This window comes from Pseudochrobactrum sp. sp1633, assembly GCF_030376605.1.
In the GTDB taxonomy this organism is placed as follows: Bacteria; Pseudomonadota; Alphaproteobacteria; order Rhizobiales; family Rhizobiaceae; genus Pseudochrobactrum.
Genome location: NZ_JARRAE010000045.1, coordinates 1 through 1,515, shown reverse-complemented (window position 1 = coordinate 1,515; position 1,515 = coordinate 1). Strand labels below are relative to the sequence as shown.

Genomic DNA, 1,515 nt, shown 5'->3' with positions numbered 1-1,515 from the left:
TGTCCGTCGTCGAATGATTTGAGACTTTTTGTGCTCTTGAAGATTGGAGTTTGCGGCTTGTTTTGCGGGTTGATTTAAGCTGCTTTGGCCTGGTGGTTCAAGCGGCGTTTTCTGATGGTGTCTCGTTTGATCCTTTCGCGTTCGATTAGGATAGTCCGTCCACGTCGGAAGTAAACGTCAGCCGGGGTGAGATTGTCGAGGCTCTCGTGGTATCTGCGATGATTGTAGTGATCGACGAAGGCTGCGATCTGGGCTTCGAGGTCCTCCTTGAAGAAGTAGTTTTGGAGCAGGATGTGGTTCTTGAGCGTCTGGTGCCAGCGTTCGATCTTGCCCTGCGTTTGCGGATGACCGGGAGCGCCATGGACTTGGCTGATTTTGTATTTGTCCAGCCAGTCACCAAGGTCGGAAGCGACGTAACACGAACCGTTGTCCGACAGCAGGCGGGGACGGTGTTCGACCTTGACTTTATCGCAGCCTGAAGCTGCCAGTGCCAGGTCGAGTGTATCGGTGACATCCTCGACTTTCATGCTGGTGCACAGTTTCCAGGCGATGATGTAGCGGGAATAGTCATCAAGGATGGTCGACAAATAAAACCAGCCCCAACCGACAACTTTCAGATAGGTGAAGTCGGTCTGCCACATTTCATTCGGCCGCGTGGTCTTGTCCTTGAACTCATCATTGGCCTTGATGACAATATAGGCTGGTGACGTGATCAGGTCGTGGGCCTTGAGCAGACGATAGACCGAAGCCTCTGATACAAAATAACTTTCCGTATCGGTGAACTTCACCGCCAGCTCTCGTGGTGACAGGTCGGTATGATCGAGCGCCAGTGCGATGATACGATCCCGGATGTCATCAGGAATGCGGTTCCACACCCGCGAAGGTGCGGACGTCTGGTCTTCCAGCCCCTCGAAACCGTGGGTCTGGAAACGATCATACCATCGATAGAAGGTCGGTCTTGGAATGCCCAGCTTGTCGAGGGTTTGCCTAGCTGACAAATGCGACTGCTCCACAAGCCGGATGATCTCAAGCTTTTCGGTGGCGGGATATCTCATTCGTCGTCGCCCCCATCCCCGATCATGCTTTTTTTGAGCAGGCGGTTTTCCAGCATGACGTCGGCCAATGCCTCTTTCAGGTCACGGCTTTCACGACGCAGTGACCGAACCTCGTCACTGGTCGCCGAGCGGGCCGTATCGCCAGCAAGGCGTTTCTTGCCAGCTTCGAGAAACTCCTTCGACCAGCTATAATACAGGCTCTCGGCGATCCCCTCACGGCGACAAATCGCGGCAATGCTGTCCTCGCCACGTAGGCCTTCCAACACAATACGGATTTTATCCTCTGCAGAATAATGCTTGCGCGTCGCGCGCCGTATATCCTTGATCGTCTTCTCAGCGCTAGACGTTTGCGGAACGGGTTTCTGTCTCATCTTTGCTTCCTTTAATTGAGCTATGATGAGCCGAAAGTCCTCTCTTCTCAATTAACACTGTTTGGTCTCAAAGGCGTTGATGTCGGACA

The 1,515-nt window shown here is 53.3% G+C and carries 1 protein-coding gene; it reads right to left on the bottom strand.

Annotation, left to right across the window (positions count from 1 at the left end):
* Positions 1 to 74: 74 nt before the first annotated feature.
* A protein-coding gene (locus P8H26_RS18010) for an IS3 family transposase (RefSeq protein ID WP_213597987.1) occupies positions 75 to 1,426 on the bottom strand; the annotation gives its coding sequence in 2 pieces (ribosomal slippage) (positions 75 to 1,090 and positions 1,090 to 1,426; 1,353 coding nt in all).
* Positions 1,427 to 1,515 lie beyond the last annotated feature (89 nt).